A 7,555-nucleotide genomic window follows, 5' to 3' on the forward strand; every position below is an offset into this window, starting at 1 on the left:
TGGACGTCCGGTGGTGAGTTGGTGTTCGCGGGGCGGGCGGACGAGCAGGTCAAGGTGCGTGGGTTCCGGGTGGAGCCGGGTGAGGTGCAGGCGGTATTGGCCGCGCATCCGCAGCTCGCCCAGGCCGCCGTCACGGCCCGTGAGGACGTGCCGGGGGATGTGCGCCTGGTCGCCTACGTGGTCCCGGCGGACAAGGACACCGACCCCGCCGAACTGACTATCTCCATCCGCACGTTCGCCAGCGACCGGCTGCCGGAGCACATGGTCCCCTCGGCGGCGATCGTCCTGGAGGGGCTGCCGTTGACCGGGAACGGCAAGCTGGACCGCAAGGCGCTGCCCGCCCCTGACTACACGGCAGCCGACGCGGCCGTGCGGCGCGGGCCGGCCACGCTCCAGGAAGAGATCCTGTGCCAGGCGTTCGCCGAGGTCCTCGGTCTGGACAGCGTCGGCGTCGACGACGACTTCTTCATGCTGGGTGGACACTCACTCCTCGCAGTCACGCTGGTGGAGAACCTGAGAGTCCAAGGCGTCTCGATCTCGGTGCGAGTGCTGTTCCAGGAACCGACGCCGGCCGGGTTGGCCGTGGTGGCCGCTCCGGCACAGGCGGATGTTCCGCCGAATCTGATTCCCGACGGCGCGACGGAGATCACGCCGGCGATGCTGCCGCTGGTCGAGCTGTCCGCCGAGGAGACCGAGCGAGTGGTCGCGCAGGTGCCGGGCGGCGCGGCGAACGTCGCGGACGTCTACCCGCTGGCACCGCTACAGGAAGGCATCTTCTTCCACCACCTGATGGCCAATCAGAGAAACCATGACGTATATGTGCTGCCGATCGTGCTGGGATTCGACTCCCGGGATCGGCTGGACGCGTTCCTCGGTGCCCTCCAACAGGTGATCGACCGGAATGACATCTACCGCACGGCGATCATCTGGGAGGGGCTGCCGGAACCGGTCCAGGTGGTGCTGCGGCAAGCGGCTCTACCAGTCGACGAGGTCGTGCTCGACCCCGAGGCGACGGATGCCGTGGGGCAGCTGGTCGAGCTCGGCGGCGGCTGGATGGATCTGCGCAGCGCACCGCTCATACGGGTGCACATCGCGCCAGAGCCGGGCAGCGGGCGGTGGCTGAGTCTGCTCCGTATCCATCAGATGGTCCGGGATCACACCACACAGGAAGCGCTGCTGAAGGAACTGGGTGCCTTCCTGGCTGGGCAGGGTGAGTCGTTGCCTTACCCGCTGCCGTTCCGGGAGTTCGTGGCGCAGGCGCGGCTGGGTGTGCCGCGTGAAGAGCATGAGCGCTACTTCGCCGAGCTGCTGGGTGATGTGGAGGAGACCACGGCGCCGTACGGCCTGCTGGACGTCCACGGTGACGGCGTGACTTCGCAGCGCGCCCAGCTTGCCATTGATGAGAAACTGGCTCATCGGATAAAGGAGTTGGCCCGCTCGCTCGGGGTGAGCGCGGCGACAGTGTTCCACTTGGTGTGGGCGCGCGTCCTGTCGGCGGTCAGCGGCCGGGACGACGTGGTCTTCGGGACCGTCCTGTTCGGGCGGATGAACGCGGGCGCGGGCGCGGACCGGGTACAAGGGCCCTTCATCAACACTCTGCCGATACGTGTACGCGTCGATTCGTCCGGGGTAGGACAAGCGCTCTCGGACCTGCGCCAGCAGCTGGCGGAGCTCCTGTTGCACGAGCACGCACCCTTGGCACTGGCCCAGCGGGCAAGCGGGTTGCCGGGCACAAGCCCACTGTTCACGTCGCTGTTCAACTACCGGCACAACCAGACCGCTGCCCGAGCCGCCACCGCCCCTCGCGACGGGCGGGGCGCGGACACCGTGCTCGACGGAGTGAGCGCGCTGCTCACCAGGGAGCGGACCAACTACCCGCTCGTCGTGGCCGTGGACGATCTCGGCACCGGTTTCAGGGTGACCGTCGACGCTGTCACTCCGGCCGACGCGAAGGCCGTGTGCGCGTTGCTGCGCACCACTGCGGAGAACCTGGTGGCAGCACTGGACGCCGGATCGGACCTGCCGCTGAACGGTGTGGAGGTGCTGGACGCGGGCGAGCGGGACCGGCTCCTGACGGAGTGGAACGACACCGAGGTCGAGCTGACGCCTTCGACGCTGCCCGAACTGTTCGAGGCTCAGGTGGCACGTACGCCGGAGGCCATCGCTCTGGTCTCTCAGGGGACCGAGGTGTCGTATGCCGACCTCGACGCCCGTGCGAACAGCCTCGCCCGATTGCTGATCGGACGCGGTGTGGGCCCGGAGTCGGTCGTCGCGGTCTGCATGGAGCGCGGTGTCGATCTCGCGGTGGCCGTGCTCGGCGTGCTGAAGGCCGGCGGCGCGTATCTGCCGATCGACCCCGCGTACCCAGCAGAGCGGATGGCGTTCATGCTCGAGGACGCAGAGCCGGTGGTGGTCCTTGACACCGAGGCCTGTGGCCGATCGATGCCCGGCGATGTACCGCGGGTCACGCTGGACGAGCCGTCGGTGACAGAGGCTCTGGCGGGGCTTGAGACAGGCGTCCTGGACCAAGACGAGCGGCTGGCTCCACTGACCTGGGGGCATCCGGCTTACGTGATCTACACCTCGGGTTCCACGGGGCGTCCCAAGGGGGTGCTGGTGGAGCACCGGTCGGTGGCCGGGTTGCTGTCGTGGGCCGCCACCACGTTCAGCGACGGCGAGTTGTCCCGGGTGCTCGCGTCGACCTCGCTCAACTTCGACGTATCGGTGTTCGAGCTCTTCGGGCCGCTGGTAGCGGGCGGCAGTGTCGAAATCGTCCAGGATCTGCTCACCCTGATCGACCGGCCCGGAACACCTTGGGCGGTCAGCCTGATCAGTGCCGTGCCGTCCGCACTCTCCCGGGTCTTGAGCGACGGCGATCTGGAGGCGCGGCCCCGGACGGTGGTTCTGGCCGGCGAGGCGCTGACCGCCGACGTCGTGGACAGCGTCCACGACGCCTTCCCGGGGGCCAGGGTCGCGAACATTTACGGCCCGACCGAGGCGACGGTCTACTCGACCGGGTGGCACACGGTTGGCGAGGCCGCAGGCACTCCGCCGATCGGCCGGCCGATCTCCAACGCCCGGGTGTATGTCCTCGACGGCCGGATGGCGCCGGTTCCCACCAACATCGTGGGCGAGCTCTACATCGGAGGAAGGGGCCTGGCCCGCGGCTACCTGCGGCGTCCGGCACTCACCGGGGAGCGGTTCGTGGCGGACCCGTTCGGACCGACCGGATCGCGGTTGTACCGGACCGGGGACCTGGTGCGCTGGCGTGCGGACGGGAACCTCGAGTACGCGGGGCGCGCAGATGATCAGGTGAAGATCCGGGGCTTCCGGATCGAGCTCGGCGAGATCCAGGCCACCGTCACGGCGCACCCGTTCGTGGCACAGGCCGTGGTGGTTGCCCGCACGGATGGCGCGGGGGACAAGGAACTGGTCGCGTATGTCGTGCCGGTCGATCCGGCCGAGGACGCCCGGGCACTGCCCGCTGAGATAGGAGAGTTCGCGGCCGACCGTCTGCCGCCGTACATGGTTCCCGCCGCGGTCGTGGTGCTTGACGCGCTGCCGCTGACGACGAACGGAAAACTGGACCGGAAGGCGCTGCCGGCCCCGGATCACGCTGGTGCGGCGGGGGCGGGCCGTGAGCCTGCCACCCGGGAGGAAGAGGCCCTGTGCCAGGCGTTCGCCCAGCTTCTCGGCATACCGACGGTAAAGGTCGATGACAACTTCTTCGCGCTAGGCGGGCATTCGCTGCTGGCCACTCGTCTGGTGAGCAGGGTGCGCACGGTGCTGGACGCCGAGCTGTCGATCAGGGCCGTCTTCGCGAGCCCGACCCCGGCCGGGCTCGCAGCCTGGCTCGTAGAGCAAGGAAGTCAGCAAAAGAAGGCCAGGCCCGCGCTGCGGCCGATGCGCAAGCAGGAGGAGTCCCGGTGATCCCACTCTCATTCGCCCAGCGTCGGCTGTGGTTCCTGTCGAAGCTGGAGGGGTCGGGCTCGACTTACAACACCTCGATGGTGCTGCGGCTGACCGGTGACCTCGACCATGGGGCCCTGGAGGACGCGCTGCGGGACGTCATCGGGCGGCACGAGGTTCTGCGCACCCTGTTCCTGGTGAGGGACGGCGAGCCGTACCAGCGGATACTTCCCGTCGAGGGAACCGAATTCGAGCTGCCCGTGGCCGAGCCGGCGCCGCAGGAGCTGGCCGGTGCAGTGGCGGAGGCGGTTGAGTACGACTTCGACTTGAGCACTGAAATCCCGGTGCGGGCCCAGCTGTTCGCGATGGGACCGAGTGAGCAAGTGCTGGTATTGGTGATGCATCACATCGCCGCCGACGGCTGGTCGACGGGACCGCTGGCGCGGGACCTGTCGGTCGCGTACGAAGCACGCTTGATGGGCAGGGCTCCTGGGTGGGATCCACTGCCGGTGCAGTACGCGGACTATGCGCTGTGGCAGCGGGAGATGTTGGGCACCGAGGACGAGGAAGACAGCGTCCTGCAGCAGCAAGTCGCTTACTGGCGCGTCGCGTTGGAGGATGCGCCGGAGGAGCTGCGGCTGCCCGTCGACCGGCCTCGCCCGGCAGTCTCCTCCCACCGGGGCCATCGTGTGCCGTTGGAGATTCCCGCGGAAGTGCACGAGCGGCTGGTCACGATGGCGCGCGAGCGCGAGGTGACCCTGTTCATGCTGTTGCAGGCCGCCATGGCGATGACGCTGAACCGGGCGGGCGCGGGCACCGACATCCCTATCGGTTCGGCTGTCGCGGGCCGTACCGACGAGGCGCTTGACGACCTGGTCGGCTTCTTCGTCAACAGTCTCGTGATTCGCACCGACCTCTCTGGCAACCCGACGTTCGACGAGGTTCTCGATCGGGTTCGCGAGGCCGGGCTCGGTGCTTTCGAGCATCAGGATGTGCCGTTCGAGCGGCTGGTGGAGGAGCTTGCTCCCACGCGTTCGCTGTCTCGGCACCCGTTGTTCCAGGTCATGCTGACAGTTCAGAACACGGGCTCGGCCGCCTTGAGCCTGCCCGGCCTTGAGGTGGAGGCGCTCCCTGCCGGCGCGTCATCCGCGAAGTTCGACCTCGAAGTGTCCGTGGGAGAGGAGTTCGATGCCCACGGTGCTCCGGCCGGGATCCGCGGCAGGCTGGTCGCTGCGGCGGACCTCTTTGCCCCAGAGACGGCCGAACGGATCACGGCGTGGCTGCTGAAGGTCGTCGAGACGGTCGCCGCGGCGCCGGAAACACGGCTCTGTGCTGTGGGTGTCCTGGACGAGGCCGAGCGGCGTCGGCTGATCGAGGCTGGGGACGGCACCGCCGTGGAGATGCCGGACACCACGGTGCCGGGACTGTTCGCCACGCAGGTGGCGCGGACACCGGATGCGGTGGCGTTGGTGGGGAACGGCGTGTCGCTTTCGTACGCCGAACTCGACGAACGGGCGAACCGCCTGGCGCGCGTTCTGGCGGGCCGGGGTGTCGGTCCGGAGTCGCCGGTCGCGGTGTGCATGGAACGCGGCATCGACCTGGTGGTGGCGCTGCTGGGAGTGCTGAAGGCAGGAGCCGCGTACCTGCCTGTGGACGTGGCGTACCCCGCGGAGCGGATTGCGTTCATGCTCGATGACGCGACGTCGGTGTGCGTGCTGACGTCTATGGAGTACGCGTCGGTGGTTCCGGAGCCGGCAGAGGTACCGGTGCTGGTGATGGACGGTGCCGAGGTGGTGGCGGAACTGTCGCGGTCGGCCGGCTCGGCGCTTCGCGAGCACGAGCTGAACGGCGCACCGATGCCGGGGTGTTCGGCATATGTGATGTACACGTCGGGCTCGACGGGCGTGCCGAAGGGAGTGGTGGCGACGCACCGCGACGTCGTGGAACTTGCGTCGGCGTCGCACTGGGGGCTGTCGGATGGGACGCGAGTGCTCTTCCAGGCCCCGCATGTGTTTGACGCCTCCGTGTACGAGATCTGGGCCGGCCTCCTCGCGGGTGCCGGAGTGGTGGTCGCACCGGTGGGTGCGCTCGTCGACGGCGGCGTGTTGCGGTCGTGGGTGGCTGAGTTCGGGCTGACGCATGTGCATGTGACGGCAGGCCTGTTCCGGGTGCTCGCGGAGCGCGATCCAGAATGCTTCAAGGGGCTTGAAGAGGTACTGACCGGCGGCGACGTGGTACCGGTGGCCGCCGTGGAGCGGGTGATCGAAGCGTGTTCCGGGGTCACCGTGCGACATTTGTACGGGCCTACCGAGGTGACTTTGTGCGCCACTCAGCATGCGGTGAACGAGCCGGATGCGCTGGGCGGGACGCTGCCCATCGGTGCGCCGCTGGACAACACGCGTGTGTTCGTACTGGACGACTCGCTGACTGTGGTGCCGGTCGGAGTCGTCGGGGAGCTGTACGTCGCTGGCGCCGGTTTGGCGCGAGGGTACCTCGGTCGTGCGGGGTTGACGGCGGAGCGGTTCGTGGCCTGTCCGTTTGCGTCGGTTGGCGAGCGGATGTATCGCACGGGTGATCTGGCGCGGTGGACGGCGGATGGGCAGTTGGTGTTCGCGGGGCGTGCGGACGAGCAGGTGAAGATCCGCGGGTTCCGGGTGGAGCCCAGTGAGGTGCAGTCGGCGCTGGCCGCCCATGCCGGGTTGGCGCAGGTCGCTGTTGTCGCCCGGGAGGATGCCGCGGGTGGTAGGCGTCTTGTCGCCTATGTGGTGCCCGCTGACGGGGAGGCGGAGCCGAGGCGTCTGGCGGACGGGGTTCGGGAGTTCGCGGCGGAGCGGTTGCCGGGGTACATGGTGCCGTCGGCGGTGGTGGTGCTGGAGGCGTTGCCGCTGACGGTGAACGGGAAGCTGGATCGTCGGGCGTTGCCGGTGCCGGATTATTCGGTTGCGGCGGGTGTGGGCCGGGGGCCGGTGACGGTGCAGGAGGAGATTCTGTGCCAGGCGTTCGCTGAGGTGCTCGGTGTCGAGAGGGTCGGTGTGGATGCCGACTTCTTCGCGCTGGGTGGGCACTCGCTGCTCGCGGTGTCGTTGGTGGAGCGGTTGCGGGCGCGTGGTGTTTCGGTGTCGGTGCGGGCGTTGTTCCAGACGCCGACACCGGCCGGGCTGGCAAGTGCGTCCGGCCCCGAATTCGTTGCCGTACCGGAGAACTTGATACCTACGGACGCAGAAACGATCACGGCAGAAATGCTGCCGCTGGTGGACCTGACGGCCGAGGAGGTCGGTTGGGTGGTTGCGCGGGTGCCGGGTGGCGCGGCCAATGTCGCGGATGTCTACCCGCTGGCGCCGCTGCAAGAGGGCCTGCTCTTCCACCACCTCCTGGCAGACGGCGGCGATGACGCGTATGTCGTGCCGACGGTGCTGGCCTTCGAGTCGGGGGAGCGGCTGGAGGGGTTCCTGGAGGCGTTGCAGTGGGTGGTTGACCGGCATGACATCTACCGCACGGGGATCGTGTGGGAGGGGTTGCGGGAGCCGGTGCAGGTGGTGGTGCGGCATGCGGTGCTGCCGGTCCAGGAGGTCGTGCTCGATCCCGCGGCCGCAGATGCCGTTGGTCAGTTGGTGGCGGCGGGCGGTTCACGGATGCACTTGAGTCG

2 protein-coding genes are annotated in these 7,555 nt (G+C 68.6%); both read left to right on the forward strand.

What is annotated here, in order from left to right; all coding sequences use genetic code 11:
• Positions 1-21: 21 nt before the first annotated feature.
• A complete protein-coding gene (locus tag ABZX30_RS37380) occupies positions 22-3,930 on the forward strand; it encodes an amino acid adenylation domain-containing protein (RefSeq protein WP_355942690.1) in 3,909 nt (1,302 codons plus the stop codon).
• A partial coding sequence (locus ABZX30_RS37385; protein WP_355942688.1) for an amino acid adenylation domain-containing protein occupies positions 3,927-7,555 on the forward strand: 3,629 nt, incomplete at its 3' end. The genes ABZX30_RS37380 and ABZX30_RS37385, both read left to right, overlap by 4 nt.

The sequence above is a fragment of the Streptomyces sp. NPDC004542 genome (assembly GCF_040610035.1).
Taxonomy (GTDB): domain Bacteria; phylum Actinomycetota; class Actinomycetes; order Streptomycetales; family Streptomycetaceae; genus Streptomyces.